The sequence below is a fragment of the Tritonibacter scottomollicae genome, from assembly GCF_003003215.1.
Taxonomy (GTDB): Bacteria; Pseudomonadota; Alphaproteobacteria; order Rhodobacterales; family Rhodobacteraceae; genus Epibacterium; species Epibacterium scottomollicae.
This window is the reverse complement of the sequence record NZ_PVUF01000008.1, coordinates 162,123-179,680: the sequence shown is the minus strand read 5'-3', so window position 1 is coordinate 179,680 and position 17,558 is coordinate 162,123. Positions and strand designations below refer to the sequence as shown.

At 60.5% G+C, this 17,558-nt stretch carries 19 protein-coding genes; 8 read left to right on the top strand and 11 right to left on the bottom strand.

Annotated features, from left to right (window positions below):
- The 3 genes from CLV89_RS14090 to CLV89_RS14080 all read right to left on the bottom strand — a co-directional run.
- On the bottom strand, window positions 1-125 hold a 125-nt coding region (locus tag CLV89_RS14090), incomplete at its 3' end, for a GTP-binding protein (protein ID WP_239479786.1).
- 113 nt (window positions 126-238) lie between these two features.
- On the bottom strand, window positions 239-850 hold the full coding sequence (locus CLV89_RS14085; protein ID WP_243395015.1) for a hypothetical protein: 612 nt from the start codon (window positions 848-850) through the stop codon (window positions 239-241).
- Between the two features lie 142 nt (window positions 851-992).
- Window positions 993-3,341, bottom strand: a complete 2,349-nt coding sequence (locus CLV89_RS14080; protein WP_106164289.1) for a DNA topoisomerase IV subunit A — start codon at window positions 3,339-3,341, stop codon at window positions 993-995.
- Between the two features lie 309 nt (window positions 3,342-3,650).
- Here CLV89_RS14080 and CLV89_RS14075 point away from each other — a divergent pair, with 309 nt between their 5' ends.
- The 6 genes from CLV89_RS14075 (at window position 3,651) to CLV89_RS14050 (ending at window position 7,995) form a co-directional block, all read left to right on the top strand.
- Complete coding sequence (locus CLV89_RS14075) at window positions 3,651-4,316, top strand: SH3 domain-containing protein (RefSeq protein ID WP_106164288.1); 666 nt, start codon at window positions 3,651-3,653, stop codon at window positions 4,314-4,316.
- A gap of 31 nt (window positions 4,317-4,347) precedes the next feature.
- Entirely contained in the window at window positions 4,348-5,178 is an 831-nt protein-coding gene (locus CLV89_RS14070; RefSeq protein ID WP_106164287.1) for an SDR family NAD(P)-dependent oxidoreductase, read from the top strand.
- 75 nt (window positions 5,179-5,253) lie between these two features.
- Window positions 5,254-5,457 (top strand): twin transmembrane helix small protein, encoded by a 204-nt coding sequence (locus CLV89_RS14065; RefSeq protein WP_106164286.1) that lies wholly within the window; start codon window positions 5,254-5,256, stop codon window positions 5,455-5,457.
- Window positions 5,458-5,459: 2 nt separating this feature from the next.
- Window positions 5,460-6,032 carry a cob(I)yrinic acid a,c-diamide adenosyltransferase gene (locus CLV89_RS14060; RefSeq protein ID WP_106164285.1) on the top strand — a complete coding sequence of 191 codons (573 nt, stop codon included), beginning with the start codon at window positions 5,460-5,462 and terminating at the stop codon, window positions 6,030-6,032.
- A 275-nt stretch (window positions 6,033-6,307) separates the two neighbouring features.
- On the top strand, window positions 6,308-7,066 hold the full coding sequence (locus CLV89_RS14055) for an electron transfer flavoprotein subunit beta/FixA family protein (protein WP_106164284.1): 759 nt from the start codon (window positions 6,308-6,310) through the stop codon (window positions 7,064-7,066).
- Window positions 7,066-7,995 (top strand): electron transfer flavoprotein subunit alpha/FixB family protein, encoded by a 930-nt coding sequence (locus CLV89_RS14050; protein ID WP_106164283.1) that lies wholly within the window; start codon window positions 7,066-7,068, stop codon window positions 7,993-7,995. The genes CLV89_RS14055 and CLV89_RS14050 overlap by 1 nt, the downstream gene beginning before the upstream one ends.
- 128 nt (window positions 7,996-8,123) lie before the next feature.
- Here the strand turns inward: CLV89_RS14050 and CLV89_RS14045 are convergent, their stop codons facing one another.
- Entirely contained in the window at window positions 8,124-8,948 is an 825-nt protein-coding gene (locus tag CLV89_RS14045; RefSeq protein ID WP_207796934.1) for a DUF6473 family protein, read from the bottom strand.
- 167 nt (window positions 8,949-9,115) lie between these two features.
- On the opposite strand from CLV89_RS14045, the gene CLV89_RS14040 reads away from it, so the two are divergent.
- On the top strand, window positions 9,116-9,991 hold the full coding sequence (locus CLV89_RS14040; RefSeq protein ID WP_106164281.1) for a 3-hydroxybutyryl-CoA dehydrogenase: 876 nt from the start codon (window positions 9,116-9,118) through the stop codon (window positions 9,989-9,991).
- A gap of 109 nt (window positions 9,992-10,100) precedes the next feature.
- Here CLV89_RS14040 and CLV89_RS14035 read toward each other — a convergent pair whose 3' ends face one another.
- Genes CLV89_RS14035 through CLV89_RS14005 form a run of 7 tightly spaced genes read right to left on the bottom strand, consistent with a single transcriptional unit; the run spans window position 10,101 to window position 15,546 of the window.
- On the bottom strand, window positions 10,101-11,000 hold the full coding sequence (locus CLV89_RS14035) for a lysophospholipid acyltransferase family protein (RefSeq protein ID WP_207796933.1): 900 nt from the start codon (window positions 10,998-11,000) through the stop codon (window positions 10,101-10,103).
- Between the two features lie 37 nt (window positions 11,001-11,037).
- On the bottom strand, window positions 11,038-11,307 hold the full coding sequence (locus CLV89_RS14030; RefSeq protein ID WP_106164279.1) for an HPr family phosphocarrier protein: 270 nt from the start codon (window positions 11,305-11,307) through the stop codon (window positions 11,038-11,040).
- Window positions 11,308-11,715 (bottom strand): PTS sugar transporter subunit IIA, encoded by a 408-nt coding sequence (locus tag CLV89_RS14025; RefSeq protein ID WP_106164278.1) that lies wholly within the window; start codon window positions 11,713-11,715, stop codon window positions 11,308-11,310.
- Window positions 11,716-11,724: 9 nt separating this feature from the next.
- A complete protein-coding gene (rapZ, locus tag CLV89_RS14020; RefSeq protein ID WP_394805042.1) occupies window positions 11,725-12,627 on the bottom strand; it encodes an RNase adapter RapZ in 903 nt (300 codons plus the stop codon).
- Complete coding sequence (locus CLV89_RS14015; protein WP_106164276.1) at window positions 12,611-13,069, bottom strand: HPr kinase/phosphorylase; 459 nt, start codon at window positions 13,067-13,069, stop codon at window positions 12,611-12,613. Before CLV89_RS14015 ends, rapZ begins: the two co-directional genes overlap by 17 nt.
- 2 nt (window positions 13,070-13,071) lie before the next feature.
- Window positions 13,072-14,805, bottom strand: a complete 1,734-nt coding sequence (locus CLV89_RS14010; protein ID WP_106164275.1) for a sensor histidine kinase — start codon at window positions 14,803-14,805, stop codon at window positions 13,072-13,074.
- Window positions 14,806-14,844: 39 nt separating this feature from the next.
- Window positions 14,845-15,546 (bottom strand): response regulator transcription factor, encoded by a 702-nt coding sequence (locus CLV89_RS14005; protein ID WP_106164274.1) that lies wholly within the window; start codon window positions 15,544-15,546, stop codon window positions 14,845-14,847.
- Window positions 15,547-15,910: 364 nt separating this feature from the next.
- Between CLV89_RS14005 and CLV89_RS14000 the strand changes: the two genes are divergently transcribed.
- Window positions 15,911-17,509 carry a phosphoenolpyruvate carboxykinase gene (locus CLV89_RS14000; protein ID WP_106164273.1) on the top strand — a complete coding sequence of 533 codons (1,599 nt, stop codon included), beginning with the start codon at window positions 15,911-15,913 and terminating at the stop codon, window positions 17,507-17,509.
- Window positions 17,510-17,558 lie beyond the last annotated feature (49 nt).

The window sequence follows — 17,558 nt, the reverse complement described above, 5'->3', positions numbered from 1 at the left end:
TAGGCCTGGAAGTCACCGAAGTATTTGGTGATTGCTGCGGTCAGCGTGGTTTTACCGTGGTCAACGTGGCCGATGGTGCCGATGTTGACGTGCGGTTTGTTACGCTCAAACTTTTCCTTTGCCATTCCTTAGGCGCCCTTTTGAATATTGGGGGGTCCGACGGGACCCGGTTTCCTCTGCGCGCGCGGCTTATTTGGTTTGCGCGCAAAAATCAAGCGGTTCGTTCTTGACAAACGCGCTATTCGCTGGCCGTGGACGGGCTGTTCCAGCTTTGCACGGGCTTTTTCACCGGTGCGGGAGCAACTTCGCCCTCCGCTGCAAACCAGCGGTCTTCCGCGTGATTCTCCGACATCCAGATCTCGATCTCCTTCACCGCGTTGCGCGCCAGACCCAGCATCTGCTCGTCGCGGGTGCGGGTATGGCCTGAGCCGAGCAGGAAGCTTTCGCCCGAGGTGGTCTCGAACACCGTGAAGGTCTCTGGCTCAGCGTTCAGCTTCTTGTTGGCGGCGTCATCCCAGACCGTGACCTTGATGGCGAGCACGGATTTCGGGCTCAGCACCAGGGGCACACCACCGGGGGCCACAAAATAGCCCTCGACGCTCAATCCGAAGTGATAAAGCTGATCGCCCTCGTAACGCGAGAACCGCGCCGCCATTTCATTGGTCAGAACATCCACCCATTCATCCGGCTCCACCTTGCGGGACCCGGGCACCATCTGCACCTTTGGCGCCACGACGATATTATGGCCCAGCTTGAAACGACCAAGATCGCGCAGCTCGTCATCTGGGGTCGGTGGCGTACAGGCAGCAACCAGAACGGTCAGGGCCAGAAGGGCAAGGGTGCGGATCATGAATTCTCTCTAGCTCGCGGTCGGGTCAGGGTTGCCAAGTGATAGACCGGGTTTTTGCTCCCGGTAAACCCGCAAGACGGCGAACCCCCGCGCGGTTGCGCGGGGGCCACATGTTTTCAGGCATTCTGGCAAATTATTGCCGTCATTTGAATTTGTAGTCCTTGGGGAACCCATAGGGCGGGCGCTTGCCAACACCGGCACGTTTGCCCAGCCACTGGCTCAGGTCGGTCTCATGCCGCGTCTTGCCGCCCCCCATTTCCCACTGCAGCCCGTCGTCCCAGTTGAAGGTGGTGACATCCGCCAGTCCGCCATCAAGCTCGAGCGAGCCCTGTCGGCCGCGGGCCATATTGTACTTCTGCAGGCGCACACCTTTGCCACGGGTCAACTCCGGCAGTTCCTCAACCGAGAACACCAGGAATTTGCCATTTTCCGACACCACTGCCACGTGGTCACCGGAGACCGGAATGCAGATCTTGGCGCGGTCGTCATCCTTGACGTTCAGCACCTGCTTACCGCCACGGGTCTGGGCCACGATCTCCTTCTCAGCACAGATAAACCCGTTGCCCGCATCCGAGGCCACCAACAGGCGACCATCGGGATTGTGGATGAACAGATCGACGATCTCCACCTCGTTGGGCAGGTCCACCATCAACCGCAACGGCTCTCCCATGCCGCGCCCGCCGGGCAGGTTGGCTGCCGAAAGCGTGTAAAAACGCCCGTTGGAGCCGAACGCCAGCAGCCGGTCCGTGGTTTCCGCATGGAAGATGAAACGCGCACCGTCGCCGTCCTTGAACTTCAGCTCGCGGGTCAGGTCGATATGGCCTGTCATCGCCCGAATCCAGCCCATCTGGCTGCAGACCACCGTGATCGGCTCACGGTCGATCATCGCTTCCAGCGGCACGTCCTCGACGTCTCCCGCTTCGGCAAAGCGGGTGCGGCGAGCGCCACCTGCGTAGCTCTTGCCGAACTGCTTCTTGGTGTCGCGCAGCTGCTCGGTGATCTTTTTCCACTGCAGATCTTCGCTGTCCAACAGCTCCGCCAGACCGGCCCGCTCCTCGCGCAGCGCGTCGCGCTCGCGCGTCAGTTCGATTTCCTCCAGCTTGCGCAAGCTGCGCAGGCGCATATTGAGGATCGCTTCGGCCTGAACCTCAGACAGCTCTCCATCACCAGGCGGCGGGGTCAGATACTCCGCTTCGGTAAAGGCCCGGGGCTGCTCACGCCCCCAATCTTCGCGCATCAGCGCCGCCTTGGGGTCGTCGTCGTAACGGATGATATCGATCACCCGGTCGAGATTGAGGAAGGCGATGATGAAGCCGTCGAGCACCTCCAGCCGGTGGTCAATCTTGGCCATCCGGTGCCGCGTGCGGCGTTGCAGCACGTCGCGGCGGTGGTCGAGGAAGGCGCGCAGCACCTCCTTCATCGAGCAGACCTTCGGCGTCACCCCGTCGATCAGCACGTTCATGTTGAGCGAGAACCGCACCTCCAGATCGGAGCTGCGATACATCAGCCCCATCAGAACCTCCGGATCCACATTCTTGGATTTCGGTTCCAGAACGATGCGGATGTCCTCGGCGCTTTCATCGCGCACATCGGCGAGGATCGGCACCTTCTTGGTCTGGATCAGCTCGGCGATCTTCTCGATCAGCTTGGACTTCTGAACCTGATAGGGAATTTCCGTGACCACGATCTGCCACTGGCCACGGCCAAGGTCCTCGATCTCGTGGGTTGCCCGCAGACGGAAGGAACCACGCCCGGTCCGATAGGCCTGGGCAATGTTTTCCGGCGGCTCCACGATCGTACCCCCGGTGGGGAAATCCGGTCCCGGCACATATTGCAGCAGCGTGTCATCGCCCGCATTCGGCGACTTGATCAGATGCACGCAGGCGTCGACCAACTCGGCAATGTTGTGCGGTGGGATATTCGTCGCCATGCCGACAGCAATACCGCTGGAGCCATTGGCGAGGATATTGGGGAAGGTCGCGGGCAGAACGCTCGGCTCTTGCAGGCGGCCATCATAGTTGTCGCGAAAATCAACCGCGTCTTCGCCCAGGCCTTCCAGCATCGCCTCGGCGATAAAGGTCATCCGCGCTTCGGTGTAGCGCGAGGCGGCCGGGTTGTCGCCGTCGATATTGCCAAAGTTACCCTGGCCATCGACCAGCGGGTAGCGCACGGCAAAATCCTGCGCCAGTCGCGCCATCGCATCATAGATCGCCGCATCACCGTGAGGGTGGAAGTCCCCCATGGTGTCGCCGGAGATCTTGGCGGATTTCAAAAACCCGCCGGAGGAGGACAAGCGCAGGCGGCTCATCGCATAGAGGATGCGGCGGTGCACAGGCTTCAGGCCATCCCGCGCGTCGGGCAGCGCACGATGCATGATCGTGCTCAATGCATAGGTCAGGTAACGCTCACCAATAGCGCGACGCAGCGGTTCGCGCATCTCAGCGTGGTCAGGCGGGTCGGCGGGCGTGGGATCGTCAACGATGTCGGTCATGAAAACCTGATACTGCCCACCTCGTCGAGCGGCAAGCAGGCATCTTTGGTTTTCATCAGATGAAAGCAGGAGCGTGGCCGCACAGCCCTGTGAAAATTGAGTTTTCGCGTCGCAATCTGCCCGTTGGGGGAGGAAACACGCAGCTCTCCCCCTCGTTTTATGTTAAGATTGTGGAGTATTGATCGCACCTGGGGCGATTCTCGTTGCCATTTCTGGTCTGGAACATCTTTGTGCCTGCCGCGTTTCACGCGGGAGCGGGAGCGGGAACGTCCGATTGTTTAATGCGATCTGTTGTAGGGAGTATGCGCCATGTCGCGGTTTTTGATGGTTTCATTTGCGGGCCTGGCCCTGGCCTTCTACGAACTCAGCGGCGGCGCGGATTTCACACCTCCTGCGCATCCGACGACTGACACGCAAATCCAGCAGGCCACCGACAGCAGCACGCGCAACCGCATCATCAGCCGCCCGGCAGAAACGCAGTTGGCGACGCCGGTTCTCACCCCCTATTCCGCGCCGGAGCGATCCGCGGTCAGGACCGCCTCGAACGATCAGGCTGCTCCCGCACCGGAGAGAGCCGCGCGCAGTGCCGCCAGCGTGATCAACGTGACGCTGCGTGAGCCATCCTCCGTCGTGGACGTACCGCAACCCATCTCGCTCAACCTGCCTGCAACCGGCCTGCGCATCGGGTCCATCGAAGGTGGGCTAAGCACCATCACCACAGCCGCAACCGCCCCGACCCCGATTGCAACGGTCGCCGCACCGGAACCCATCGGTGACATGCGCAGAATACGCGCCTCCCGCGCCAATGTCCGTCTCGGTCCCGGCACCCGCTTTCCGGTGCTGGTCCAGCTGCTTGCCGGCGACAAAGTACGTGTCCTCAATGAGGACCCGTCCGGCTGGTCGCTGCTCGAAAACCCAAAGACGGGTCAGGTCGGCTGGATTGCTGCTTCCCTGCTGAGCGCGAAAGCGTCATAACTCGGCCCCGGACACATTCCGGGGACCTTTTATGACCAAGACACTTTTGATCACCGGCTGCTCTTCCGGCATCGGCCATGCTGCGGCTCATGACATGCGCGCCCGTGGCTGGCTTGTCTTTGCCTCCTGTCGCACCAAAAGCGATTGTGACCGCTTGCGCGCCGAAGGGTTCGACAGTCCTCGCATCGATTATACCGACCCCAAAACCATCCGCAGTGGGCTCGCAGAGGTGCTCGACGCCACCGGCGGCACCTTGGACGCGCTGTTCAACAATGGCGCGCATGGGCTGCCGGGTGCAGTCGAAGATCTACCAACCGACGGGTTGCGAGAGATTTTTGAAACCAATGTGTTTGGCTGGCACGAGCTGACACGGCAGGTGATTCCGGTGATGCGGGCGCAAGGCCACGGCCGGATCGTGCAGAACTCTTCGGTGTTGGGATTGGTGACCTACCCTTGGCGCGGCGCCTACGCGGCCACGAAATTCGCCATCGAAGGTCTGACCGACACGCTGCGGCTGGAGTTGTCCGGCACCGGCATTCACGTGATGCTGATCGAGCCCGGCCCGGTCACCTCAAAAATCCGGGAAAATTCGATCCCGCACTTTGAAAAACACATCGACTGGAAGACCTCTCCGATCCGCGACCGCTACGAGCAATCTTTATTGAAACGCCTATACGAATCGCGCGGCCCGGATAGCTTTGAGCTGCCACCTTTGGCAGTCTCGAAGAAACTCGCCCACGCACTGGAGGCCGCTCGGCCCCGCCCGCGTTACTATGTCACCACCCCGACCTATATCGCTGGCACGCTGCGGCGAATACTCTCAACACGGGCGATTGACCGCATTCTTCTGCGCTATAGATAGTCCCACCAGGGCCCGATGGGCCGCAGCACACGCCGCACACGGCGTGCTTCAGGACAATAAAGGACCAGACAGACCATGGGCTCTTCACTCTACATCTTGGGCATCCTGGCAATGGCGGCTGTGGTCGTCGTGTTGGCGATCGGCATCGGCGGCTTCGGCGCTGGCGGCGAATTCAATCGCAAGAATGGCAACAAGATGATGCAGCTGCGGATCTTCTTTCAATTTCTGGCTGTGGTTCTGCTGCTGGCCTTTGTCTTCTTTACCAGCGGAGGAAACTGAGCATGGTGGTTCTGAGCAAGATCTACACCCGCACCGGGGACAAGGGCGACACTGCGCTTGGCAATGGCAGCCGTGTTGCAAAGCACTCCGCCCGCGTCACCGCCTATGGCACATCGGACGAGTTGAACGCTCAAGTCGGTGTCGCGCGGCTGACAGCCGAGGCCGAACTCGACGCCAGTCTGGCGCGCATCCAGAACGACCTCTTCGACCTGGGCGCAGACCTGTGCCGGCCTGACATGCATTTGGACGCGGAGGCAGAGTATCCGCCCCTTCGCCTGGCGCAGGCTCAAGTGGATCGGCTCGAAGCCGAGATCGACGAGATGAACACATTGCTCACGCCCTTGCGCAGCTTTGTGTTGCCGGGTGGCAGCGCATTGTCCGCGCATCTGCATGTGTGCCGCACGGTCGCCCGCCGGGCCGAGCGTCTGACAACCGAACTGGCAACGCTGGAGGATGTGAATGAGGCGGTATTGATCTATCTGAACCGGCTTTCAGACTGGTTTTTCGTCGCCTCCCGCATTGCCAATGAAAACGGTGAAAAAGATGTGCTCTGGGTTCCGGGCGCCAACCGCTGAGCCGACACAGTGCGTCAGCGTAGAACCGATTCGACACTGCTACCGCAAACATCCCCGTGCCAGTTGGCGCGGGGGTCTTTTTTTGCGCCTCATGCGCGGATTTTATTCCGAAAATTCCGCAACGAAATTCGCAACTCTTTCTGCAAACGCGACGTCCGCGACCCACAACGTGACGATTTTACCCTGTTGTCGTGGCCCTCTAGTCGATATCAACACTCCGAGAGCACTCATGGGGCCCGTGTGAGCGGATCCCGATTGTTAAGGAGAAACGCACTATGAAGGTACTCGTGCCTGTCAAACGCGTGATTGATTATAACGTGAAAGTCCGCGTCAAAGCGGACGGAAGCGGTGTCGATCTCGCCAACGTCAAGATGTCGATGAACCCCTTCGACGAGATTGCCGTCGAAGAGGCGATCCGCCTCAAGGAAGCCGGCAAGGCGGATGAGGTCATCGCAGTCTCCATCGGCGTCAAGCAGTCTCAGGAAACCCTGCGCACTGCCCTGGCCATGGGTGCCGACCGCGCCATCCTGGTGGTTGCTGCCGACGATGTGCATCAGGACATCGAGCCGCTCGCGGTTGCCAAGATCCTCGCCAAGGTTGTCGAAGAAGAACAGCCCGGGCTGGTTCTTGCGGGCAAGCAGGCGATCGACAACGACATGAACGCCACCGGCCAGATGCTCTCCGCGCTTCTGGGCTGGAGCCAGGCGACCTTCGCCTCTGAGGTGGACATCGACGGCGACAACGCCAAGGTCACCCGTGAGGTGGACGGCGGTCTGCAGACCATCTCCGTCAAGATGCCGACCATCGTGACCGTCGATCTGCGTCTCAACGAGCCGCGGTATGCGTCCTTGCCGAACATCATGAAGGCAAAGAAAAAGCCGCTCGACGAGAAAACCGCTACTGACTACGGCGTCGATGTCACCCCGCGCCTGACCGTGGTGGAGACCAAGGAACCCGAGGCCCGCTCCGCTGGCATCATCGTGGGCTCCGTCGACGAGCTGGTTGCGAAACTCAAAGAAGCGGGAGCTGTGTAATGGCTGTTCTTCTCCTTGCCGAAGTTACCAATGGTGAGCTGGCATATGACGCCACTGCCAAGGCCGTATCTGCTGCCAAGTCCTTGGGCGATGTGACCGTTCTGGCCGCTGGCGCCTCTGCTGCCGCAGCCGGTGACGCCGCCGCCAAGATCGACGGTGTTGCCAAGGTGCTGGTCGCCGAAGACGAAAGCCTCGGCCATCGCCTGGCAGAACCAACCGCAGCGCTGATCGCGGGCCTCGCCTCCGACTTCAGCCACATCGTTGCGCCCGCGACCACCGACGCCAAGAACATCCTGCCCCGCGTGGCGGCTCTGCTCGACGTGATGGTGATCTCTGACGTGACCGCGGTGGTGGACGCCGACACCTTCGAGCGCCCGATCTATGCTGGCAACGCGATCCAGGTGGTGAAGTCTTCCGATGCGAAGAAAGTGATCTCCTTCCGGACTTCCACTTTTGACGCCGCAGCCGAAGGCGGCTCTGCCTCCGTGGACAGCGTCTCCGCCGCCGACAACCCGGGCCTGTCGTCCTGGGTCGAGGACAAGGTCGCCGAGAGCGACCGCCCGGAACTGACCTCCGCAGGTGTGGTTGTGTCCGGTGGACGCGGCGTTGGCTCCGAGGAAGACTTCAAGATCATCGAAGCACTGGCCGACAAGCTGGGCGCCGCTGTTGGCGCATCCCGCGCGGCGGTCGATTCGGGCTTTGCACCGAACGACTGGCAGGTGGGTCAGACCGGCAAAGTGGTTGCACCGGAGCTCTATATCGCTGTGGGGATCTCCGGCGCGATCCAGCACCTCGCGGGCATGAAGGACTCCAAAGTGATCGTTGCGATCAACAAGGACGAAGAAGCGCCGATCTTCCAGGTTGCCGACTTTGGTCTGGTCGCAGACCTTTTCGCTGCAGTCCCAGAACTGACCGAGAAGCTCGGCTAACCGGTCCTGAAAGGTCCCAAACACCCGAAGAGCCCGTGCACTGCGCGGGCTCTTTTACTTTCCGACCCCGACTGAAACCCCGATGCGCGCTCCGACAGATGCGGCAGATAAAGACCGCATTTGCGGGGTCATGCCGCGGCCAACAAACTCAACAGATGTGATGCCACCGCATCCGAAATGCGATCATGCTCTTTCGGCCCCAGCATCAGCCGTGCCGCCGGCAGATCCATCGGGCCAAAAATCATACCCGGAACATCCTGCGCCTGCGCGGCAGTTGCGACCTCCAACTCGATCACACCATCAACGCTGGGCCGCAGCACGTCCACCATGGAGCGCTCCACGAGGCTCGGCGACGGCCCCAGGGTCTCGGCGGTTCCCATGTCGTAGCGCAGCCACAGCAACACCACACGCCCCTGCAGCCCCTCGATCAACCGCCCCATGCGCATGAGCCAGGTTTCCTGCAGCTCCGCACAGACCCGCTCGAAGCGCTCCGAGGACACGGCCTTCAGCGATGTCAGCATGTGTTTGTTGAAATGGTAGTCGGTAAAGTCGATTTCGGGAAACAAATGCACCAACGCATCATAGGGGCGCAGAAAACGGTCATTCCGGCGCGGATGCACCTTGTAGAAACTGTTTGTAAGGTTCTGTGCCCCCATCACCTGCAGGATCGTCAACTGCCCCCCGGCAGCGACCTCCATCAGGCTGTCATCATACACGAAGGCATCGACACCAGCATTTATCGACCCCAGGTTGACACAGGCCAGTCCCACCTGCCCTTCTACACCCTGCGGAAACGGTCGTTCCACAAACCGGCCAAACACCTCAGTCCCACCTAGGAAACTGAGATAGGGATCGCGCAAATCCCGCGCGGGCCCCCTGACATGCAGCCGTGACTCTCCGTAGCTGCATATTTCGCTCACAAGCGCGTCGGCGCTTTTGAGTTCATAGCTCATTTCGTCCACCACTTTTTCACCCAAGAGCCATATTGGCGTCAGAATCTTTCCAAACTGCTAAATGGTGATTTTGCCGAAAACCCGATGTATCTTGCCGGATCGGCCTTGTTTCTGCAGTTGCGAAACCGGTAGTATCCCGCCGCAGGCACAAGGAAAGGCCAACCATCATGGATGTGAAAACAGTCGGGATTATCGGGGCAGGTCAGATGGGAAATGGCATCGCCCATGTCATGGCATTGTCCGGATTTCATGTTGTTCTCAATGACATAAGCCAACAAGCGCTCGACAGCGGCCTGTCTCTGATCCAGAAGAACCTTGCCCGTCAGGCCGGGCGCGGCAAGATCTCGGACGAGGAAGTGGCCGCCTCAATGGAGCGGATTTCAACCACGCTGGTGCTGGCCGACATTGGCAAGACCGATCTGGTCATCGAGGCCGCAACCGAACGTGAGACCGTAAAGCAGGCAATTTTCGAAGACCTGCTGCCGCATCTCCTGCCGCATACGATTCTCACCTCCAATACGTCGTCGATTTCCATCACCCGCCTGGCCAGTCGCACCGACCGACCGGAGCGCTTCATGGGGTTCCACTTCATGAACCCGGTGCCGGTGATGCAGCTGGTCGAACTCATTCGCGGCATCGCCACCGATGAAGACACGTTCAAGACCTGCCAGGCCGTGGTGGAAAAGCTCGGCAAGACCGCCGCCAGCGCCGAGGACTTCCCGGCGTTCATCGTCAACCGCATCCTGATGCCGATGATCAACGAGGCGGTCTACACGCTCTACGAGGGGGTTGGCTCGGTACGTTCGATCGACGAATCGATGAAGCTGGGCGCCAACCATCCGATGGGACCGCTGGAGCTGGCGGACTTCATCGGCCTCGACACCTGCCTTGCGATCATGAACGTGCTGCACGATGGGCTGGCGGATACGAAATACCGTCCCTGCCCGCTGCTCACCAAATACGTCGAGGCTGGCTGGCTTGGTCGTAAGACCCAGCGTGGCTTTTACGACTACCGCGGTGAGACCCCGGTCCCCACGCGCTAAGCGATCCAAGTCGCGTCGTCATCGCCTGCCGTCAGGACGCAGGCGATGATGCAGGCGCAAAGCTGTTGTCTTGGCGACCGGAAAACAGGCCGCCAGGACATAAGACCTCTCAGCCCTTCTTTCCAAGATTGAGCGTGTGTTCGCGCAGCCAGGCCATGAAGCCGCGTGGATCGCTGTGCAGCCGCTCCATCTGCTCTTCCGTCAGCGCCTCGCCCACCACAGGGGCCTGAGGTTTATTGCATGATCGAACGATTTCATGCAGCAGCAACCCCTGCCGCAAGGTCGGTGAGATCCTGCAGGCAATCTGATAGGCGCGGGAATTCCGGCCCGGGAAGAACATCGGCACGACCTTGGCGCCGGAACGGCGAATGAGCTGCGCGGTGAAGACGTTCCACTCCTGCTCGACCGGAGGGCCAAACCAGCTTTCGGACGACATCACAACGCCGGACGGGAACAGCGCGACCACACCGCCTTCTTTCAGATGCGCCATTGCCTTGGCGCGCATCTCAACCATCTTGCGCTGCGCATCCGGGTCGTGCGGGAACGGAACCGGGATCATGAAAGACGTGGCCGCCTCGTCCAGTCCGGTCAGCACCGAGCGGGTCAGGATACGGTAATCGAGCCGCCGCCGCCCGATCAGATCGGCAAAGATCATGCCGTCGACCATACCGTGCGGATGGTTTGCCACCACAACCACCGGGCCGTCTTCGGGAATATTGTTGATCTGCTCGTCTGGAGTCTGCAGCTCGATGCCCATGACGTCGAGAGCGCCGCGCCAGAACTTGTTGCCGCGATAGTCGGCATTGCGCTTCTCGAACTTCGAGACCATGCGCAAAATGGTAAGCTTGCCCGTCAACCACTCCAGGGTACGGATCGCCAGCGAGGTCCAGCGGTCGTCAAAGGAATTGGCGTAAGTCAGAGTGCGACGATCATAGACCTCGCCCGTGGAAACGCCCTGCGCGTCCTTCGACGTGAGGCCGGAATCATTATTATGTGCGGTGTCAGCCACTTTCACCTGTCCCGTCTTTTTGGACCGTTCCGACAGACTAGTAGCCTTCGCCAAATTTGTCAGCCACCAAGGCCGCAACGGCAGAGGCCAACGCGTCTGCGTCAGGTCCCGAGGTTTCGACGTCAATAGTCGTTCCCTTCGACGCTGCCAACATCAAAAGCCCCATGATGCTGTCACCTGAGGCCGACATACCATCCTTGATGACTTCTGCGGAGGCATCAAAGCCCTCAACCACTTCCACCAACTTGGCGGACGCACGGGCATGAAGGCCCTTCTCATTTATAATTTCTAGTGTCTTTCGAGCCATTTATTCTGCCGCGCCCCCTTCAGGGTTCACATTTTGGGAATTGATATATTTGCGCCCTGCTTCCATCGCATGGCGAACTGCATCTGCCACCGGCAGATGGCGGGACTTCGCCAGCTTGATCAACATGGGAAGATTGGCACCATAGAGAATCCGACGGTTGGCGGGCGCACAGGCGCGCAGGCTGAGGTTGGAGGGGCTGCCGCCAAAAAGATCTGTAACCACGACCACACCGTCGCCAATGTCGACGGCATTCGCGGCAGAACAGATCTCATCCTGCTTGGCATCACGGTCGTCATCAGGGCCGATGGCGATGGCCATCAGCGCAGGCTGACGCCCGACGACATGTTCAACGGCAGCCAAGTATTCCTTGGCCAACCCTCCATGTGCAACAATCACGATCCCGATCAAGCGGCTCTCTCACTTCAATGGCTGGCCAGGCAGCTCGCGGTGCCTAATTGACACCTGCTGGCCTGCGCGTGCAAGGGCCTTTGCCAAGGTTTCGGCCAAAGTTACCGAACGGTGTTGCCCACCTGTGCAACCAAACCCGATGGAGAAATGGGATTTCCCTTCCTCGCGGTAGGCCGGGAGCAATGAAAGTGTCAGATCCAGGACCCGATCAAAGAACCCCTGAAACTTGGCATCCGCCATCACGTAGTCTTGGACTTCGACGTCGCGCCCGTCATGGGACCGCAGCGCTGGTTCCCAATAGGGGTTCGCCAGAAACCGACAATCGAACACCATATCGACGCTGCGCGGTATGCCGCGCTTGTATGAAAAACTATGCAGTGCCACAGCGAGCGCGCGGCCACCCTTAGGCGCAAACACCCGCTCTACCTCGGCCCGCAGCTGATGCACGTTCAGCTCGGAGGTATCAATGATGACATCCGAACGGTCACGGATCGCGCGCATCAGATCCAGCTCGCGACTGACCCCCAATTCCGGGCTCTCTGCCGGCGACAGCGGATGCCGCCTGCGGGTCTCGGAGAACCGGCGCAGCAAGACTTCGGGTCGCGCGTCCAGATAGACCACAGTGGTTTCGATCCCGCGCCGGCTCTTCAGCAGATCAATCACATCGATCAGCGCTTCGGTCGAAAAATCACGGTTTCGCGGATCCAGCCCCAACACCAGAGGACGATCCGCACCGCCCGCATCCACAAGCCCCGGAACCAGCCGCAATGGCAGGTTGTCGATCGCCTCAAAATCAAGATCCTCCAGCACGTTGAGTGCGGTGGTCCGCCCGGCCCCGGACGGACCAGTCACCAACACGAGGGGCGGCGGCCGCGAGGCAACAGCACCGTTGGCATCACAAAGGGGTTCGATTTCCGTCGGGGTCAATGGCTCCGCCTTTCAGATACTGGATCAGCGCGGCCGCGAAATGGTCGCCTTCCGCGCGCTTCAGACTGGGCAGTGATACGCCCAGAACCTGCTGTCGTACGTGGCGCGGAAGCCGGTCAGTTTCAAGCTGGCTCATGTCCACAATGACGTGAAGTTGTACCTCAGCCACCACATCAGCACGCAAGATGCCCACGCCGCGTGCCTCGATCAGACCGCAGATCGGCGCTGGCGCCTTTGCCAGCAACCTGGTGCCCGCTCGACGGATCTCTGTGCGATCATCGGCCACCAGCACCGCCCCGCGTGCCATCAACTCAAGCGCCAGAGCAGATTTACCGCTCCCCGACTGTCCGGAAATGAGAACGCCGCGCCCCTCGAGCGCGACGCAACTGGCGTGCAATACAGTGCCGGCAGAAGCTCCGGTGACCACGGTCAGACCGGCAGGCCGACCACGAAACGCGCGCCAAGTGGCTCGGAGGTCAGATCCGCTTCGGTCGGGCGAATGTTCTCAGCCCAGATCACGCCGCCATGCGCCTCGACGATCTGCTTGGAAATCGCCAGACCAAGGCCCGAGTTGTTGCCGAAATGCTCGTCCGGACGCTGCGAGTAGAACCGTTTGAAGATCTTCGACAGCGCCTGTTCCGGAATACCGGGGCCCGTGTCCTCGACCACCACAAGCACCCGATTTTCGCGCCGACGCGCCCAGACCCGGATCGCATCGCCCTCCTCGCAGAAAGAGATCGCGTTGGAAATCAGGTTGACGAACACCTGTGCCAAACGCGCCTCAAGACCCCGGATCTCGATCGGCTCGTTCGGCAGTTCGGTGATGTAGTCGATGCCCTTGCCGCGCGCATCCTCGCCCAGATACTGGTTCAGATTGCCGAGCATGTGGAGCAGGTCGAAATCCTCTTCGTCCTCCTTCACCAGTTCCGCATCGAGCCGCGACGCGTTGGAGATATCACTCACCAACCGGTCGAGGCGGCGCACATCATGTTCAATCACTTCCATCAGCTTCTCCCGCTGGTCCTCCCGGTGAACCATGCGCAGCGTGCCGACCGCAGACTGCAGGCTGGCCAGAGGGTTCTTGATCTCATGTGCCACATCAGCTGCAAATTGTTCGTTACTATCGATACGATTATATAGCGCTTTCACCATGCCACGCAGCGCGCGGCTCAACCGACCGATCTCATCCGGGCGCGCAGAGAGGTCCGGGATGCGAATTCGACCCGGTTTTACCTTGTCATCGTCGCGATCCTTACCCAGTTCCGCCGCCTCTGCCAGATCGGCGAGCGGGTTGGCGATTGTCGAGGCCAGCACGAGACTGAGGCCGACAGACACCATCAGCGCCACAATGAACATCTGTAACACGCGCTCGCGTTCGATTCGCACCAACCGGTCGATTTCACCGGTTGCCGATGTCATCACCAGAACACCGGCGGTCTGCCCGGCCTGCATGATCGGCGTGGCTGCGGCGTAAACCGTCCCGCCCGCTGTATCCGGCACCGCAGCGACCTGAGTGCCATCCCGCAAGGCCCGCTCCGTCAAATTTGTCAGCTGGCCTTCGGAAATTGCGACTGCCCCGGTCTGTTCCGGTGCACGACTTCCTCCGACCGCCGTCCAGAGTGCCGTGAGCGTATCGGAGATCAGCGTCGAACCGCCTTCGTTTTCGTTCAGCAGGTTCAGGGTGTCAGCCCGCGCAACACCTTTCTGCCGATCCACCAGCGCCTGTGCCGTGTCAAACACGAAGACTTCGACCCCGGCCCGCAGCGACAGGGTCTCCAGCGTGGGCTCCACATCGGAATCGGTGATCGCAACCGGCGCGCCTGCAGTCTCTGTCGGCAGCTGCGCTTCTACAACGTCGGCTGCCAGCATCGCCTCGGAGACCAGCGTGCCCAGCCGCTGATACACCAGGCTCTGACGCGCGGAATTCAGGTATAGGATGCCTGACACCATGATGATCAGAGCGATCAGGTTGAAGGTGATAATCTTGCGCGTCAGGGGCGAGCTGCGCAGGGACAAAAATCCCCGACGCGCCCGCTTCGCCTGCATCTCGCGCCCAACGGTCTGTTCTGGTGCAACCCAATCGTCACCGAGAACAAGGTCATTGTCCCGACGTTCATCCCGATCCATCTGCCGGTACGAATCCGTCATGCCACTGTCGCGCATGCGCGTATGTCTCCACCCAAGCTCCCGAAGATCGGAAACTTACTCTTCATTGTAGCGATAGCCGATCCCGTAGAGGGTCTCGATCGCCGCAAAATCAGGATCCGCGCTCCGCATCTTCTTGCGCAGGCGTTTGATATGGCTGTCGATGGTCCGGTCATCCACATAGACCTGATCATCGTAGGCCACATCCATCAACTGATCGCGGCTTTTGACAAATCCGGGGCGTTGCGCCAGGGCTTGCAACAACAGGAACTCGGTCACGGTCAGGGACACGTCCTGCCCTTTCCAGCTGACCGCGTGGCGCAGCGGGTCCATGCGCAGCTCGCCGCGTTCCATCACCTTGGTTTCAGGCGCTGTGCCGACCTCATCGGTGGCCACGGCTTCCTGACGGCGCAGCAGCGCACGGATGCGTTCCACCAACAAGCGCTGTGAAAAGGGTTTTTTGACATAATCGTCCGCGCCCATGCGCAGGCCAAGCACCTCGTCGATCTCATCATCCTTGGAGGTGAGGAAGATCACCGGCATCTGGCTTTTCTGGCGCAGGCGCTGCAGCAAATCCATGCCGTCCATCCGGGGCATCTTGATGTCCAGAACCGCCATGTCCGGCAGGCGTTTGTTAAAGGCGTCGAGTGCAGCCTGTCCGTCGTGGTAGGTTTCGACCTCGAACCCTTCGGCCTCCAGCGTCATAGACACCGAGGTCAGAATGTTCCTGTCGTCATCGACCAAAGCAATCTTTGACATCGGAATTAGCCCTATCTGCTCATTATTCGTTTATTTTACGTCCTTTGTCGCTTGGAAGACGCCGCGAATCAATCCCTGATTAACGAATCAGGCAAAATCTTGGCATCCATTGACGCAAAAATGTCTTAGCATTGGTTAAAGACCGCCAAGTGAAACTGCGATGGCGCCTATGCGAAACATTGGTGGCGCTAAAGGTTTGCGTGGTTGCGCTAACTGCGCCAAAGCGTCCTGTTCTTTCCGCAAAACCTCATGTTAAGACCCGTTCAGGAGGTGCTATTATTGCGCCTCGGTGCCAATCGGCGCAGCGAAAGTTCCATGCGGCCACAGCCCTACGCAACAGGCCGACACCCAGGAGAGACAAGCGATGACATCTGGACGGGTAAACCCGCAATTCCGCCTCGAGGATCAAGGGATCGAGGGTCTGGGCAATGTCTATTACAACCTCATGGAGCCTGCGCTGGTCGAAGCGGCCCTGGGCCGCGGCGAAGGCACGCTGGGCAAGGGCGGCGCCTTCCTGGTGACCACCGGCAAGTTCACCGGCCGCTCCCCAAAGGATAAGCATGTGGTCAAGAGCGACAGCGTCGCCGACACCATCTGGTGGGAGAACAACGCAGAAATGACCCCCGAGGGGTTCGACGCGCTCTACCTCGACATGCTGGAGCACATGAAAGGCCGCGAGTATTTCGTGCAGGATCTCGTGGGCGGCGCCGACCCGGTGCATGCGATCAACGTCCGCATGGTGACCGAGCTGGCCTGGCACAGCCTCTTCATCCGCCACCTGCTGCGGCGTCCCGACCTTGAGGATCTGGATGATTTCGTGTCCGATTTCACCATCATCAACTGCCCCAGCTTCCAGGCCGACCCGGCCAAGCACAATTGCCGCTCCGAAACCGTGATCGCGCTCAACTTCGACCGCAAGCTGATCCTGATCGGCGGCACCGAATATGCCGGCGAGAACAAGAAATCCGTCTTCACCCTGCTGAACTACCTCCTGCCGGAAAAGGGCATCATGCCGATGCACTGCTCCGCCAACCACGCCAAGGGCAACCCTGTCGACACTGCGGTGTTCTTCGGCCTCTCCGGCACTGGCAAGACCACGCTCTCCGCCGACCCGGACCGGGTGCTGATCGGCGACGATGAGCACGGCTGGGCCTCCAACGGCACCTTCAATTTCGAGGGCGGCTGCTACGCCAAGACCATCAACCTCAACCCCGAGGCCGAGCCCGAGATCTACGCCACCACCGAGAAATTCGGCACCGTGATCGAGAACATGACCTTCGATCCGCAGACCTTCGACCTCAACTTCGAGGACGACAGCCTGACCGCCAACATGCGGTGTGCCTACCCGCTGCACTACATCTCCAACGCCTCGGCCTCGGCGCGCGGCGGTCACCCCAAGAACATCATCATGCTGACCTGTGATGCCTTCGGCGTGCTGCCTCCGATCGCCCGTCTGACCCCGGCGCAGGCGATGTATCACTTCCTCTCCGGCTTTACCTCCAAGGTGGCGGGCACCGAGCGTGGCGTGACCGAACCTGAGCCCACGTTCTCCACCTGCTTTGGTGCGCCCTTCATGCCGCGCCGCCCGGAAGTTTACGGCAACCTCCTGCGCGAGAAGATCGCCCAACATGGTGCCAGCTGCTGGCTGGTGAACACCGGCTGGACCGGCGGCGCCTACGGCACCGGCTCGCGGATGCCGATCAAGGCGACCCGCGCGCTCCTGACCGCTGCCCTCGACGGATCGCTGGCCAATGCGGACTTCCGCAAGGATCCGAACTTCGGCTTCGACGTGCCGGTCGCGGCCCCCGGCGTTGCCGAAGTGCTGCTGGATCCACGCCGCACCTGGGACGACACATCCGCCTATGACGTCCAGGCCGAGAAGCTGGTGCAAATGTTCTCTGACAACTTCGAGCAATACCTGCCCTATATCGACGATGACGTGAAAGCCGCGGCGATCTGCTGATCCCGGCCCTCGGTCAGACATAAAGTGAAACACAAAAACCCCCGCCATC

What these genes read in the sequence shown, in the direction of transcription:
- CLV89_RS14085 (WP_243395015.1), bottom strand. Translation starts at nt 850, where the DNA reads ATGATCCGCACCCTTGCCCTTCTGGCCCTGACCGTTCTGGTTGCTGCC.
- CLV89_RS14080 (WP_106164289.1), bottom strand. Translation starts at nt 3,341, where the DNA reads ATGACCGACATCGTTGACGATCCCACGCCCGCCGACCCGCCTGACCAC.
- CLV89_RS14075 (WP_106164288.1), top strand. Translation starts at nt 3,651, where the DNA reads ATGTCGCGGTTTTTGATGGTTTCATTTGCGGGCCTGGCCCTGGCCTTC.
- CLV89_RS14070 (WP_106164287.1), top strand. Translation starts at nt 4,348, where the DNA reads ATGACCAAGACACTTTTGATCACCGGCTGCTCTTCCGGCATCGGCCAT.
- CLV89_RS14065 (WP_106164286.1), top strand. Translation starts at nt 5,254, where the DNA reads ATGGGCTCTTCACTCTACATCTTGGGCATCCTGGCAATGGCGGCTGTG.
- CLV89_RS14060 (WP_106164285.1), top strand. Translation starts at nt 5,460, where the DNA reads ATGGTGGTTCTGAGCAAGATCTACACCCGCACCGGGGACAAGGGCGAC.
- CLV89_RS14055 (WP_106164284.1), top strand. Translation starts at nt 6,308, where the DNA reads ATGAAGGTACTCGTGCCTGTCAAACGCGTGATTGATTATAACGTGAAA.
- CLV89_RS14050 (WP_106164283.1), top strand. Translation starts at nt 7,066, where the DNA reads ATGGCTGTTCTTCTCCTTGCCGAAGTTACCAATGGTGAGCTGGCATAT.
- CLV89_RS14045 (WP_207796934.1), bottom strand. Translation starts at nt 8,948, where the DNA reads ATGAGCTATGAACTCAAAAGCGCCGACGCGCTTGTGAGCGAAATATGC.
- CLV89_RS14040 (WP_106164281.1), top strand. Translation starts at nt 9,116, where the DNA reads ATGGATGTGAAAACAGTCGGGATTATCGGGGCAGGTCAGATGGGAAAT.
- CLV89_RS14030 (WP_106164279.1), bottom strand. Translation starts at nt 11,307, where the DNA reads ATGGCTCGAAAGACACTAGAAATTATAAATGAGAAGGGCCTTCATGCC.
- CLV89_RS14010 (WP_106164275.1), bottom strand. Translation starts at nt 14,805, where the DNA reads ATGCGCGACAGTGGCATGACGGATTCGTACCGGCAGATGGATCGGGAT.
- CLV89_RS14005 (WP_106164274.1), bottom strand. Translation starts at nt 15,546, where the DNA reads ATGTCAAAGATTGCTTTGGTCGATGACGACAGGAACATTCTGACCTCG.
- CLV89_RS14000 (WP_106164273.1), top strand. Translation starts at nt 15,911, where the DNA reads ATGACATCTGGACGGGTAAACCCGCAATTCCGCCTCGAGGATCAAGGG.